Origin of the sequence: Tritonibacter sp. SIMBA_163 (assembly GCF_046535935.1) — a bacterium.
Classification (GTDB): domain Bacteria; phylum Pseudomonadota; class Alphaproteobacteria; order Rhodobacterales; family Rhodobacteraceae; genus Epibacterium; species Epibacterium scottomollicae.
Window position 1 is genome coordinate 1 of record NZ_JAWJBP010001009.1, and the last position, 248, is coordinate 248.

At 71.4% G+C, this 248-nt stretch carries 1 pseudogene; it reads right to left on the minus strand.

Annotation, left to right across the window (positions count from 1 at the left end):
* Positions 1 to 213: pseudogene (locus R0J92_RS25375) on the minus strand (ABC transporter ATP-binding protein); the annotation flags it as partial.
* Positions 214 to 248 lie beyond the last annotated feature (35 nt).

Below are 248 nucleotides of genomic sequence, written 5' to 3' on the forward strand. Positions count from 1 at the left end.
CTCGCAGGCGCGGCCCAGCGTCGGTTTGCTCCAGCTCTTGCCGGGTCGCAGGGTGAAGGTCTTGGTGCCGGGGGGCAGCTCGAGGATCAGATGCTGGGTGCCGTAGCGCAGGGGGCAGATTGCGTCGGGGATCTTGGGGGCGGCGGTGAACTGGTGCGGGGTGTAGGGGCGGGGGGGGGCGCGGAGGATGGGGTCGGCGGGGCCAGCCTCCATCACGTGGCCCTTGTGGGTCACCACCAGCTGTTCGG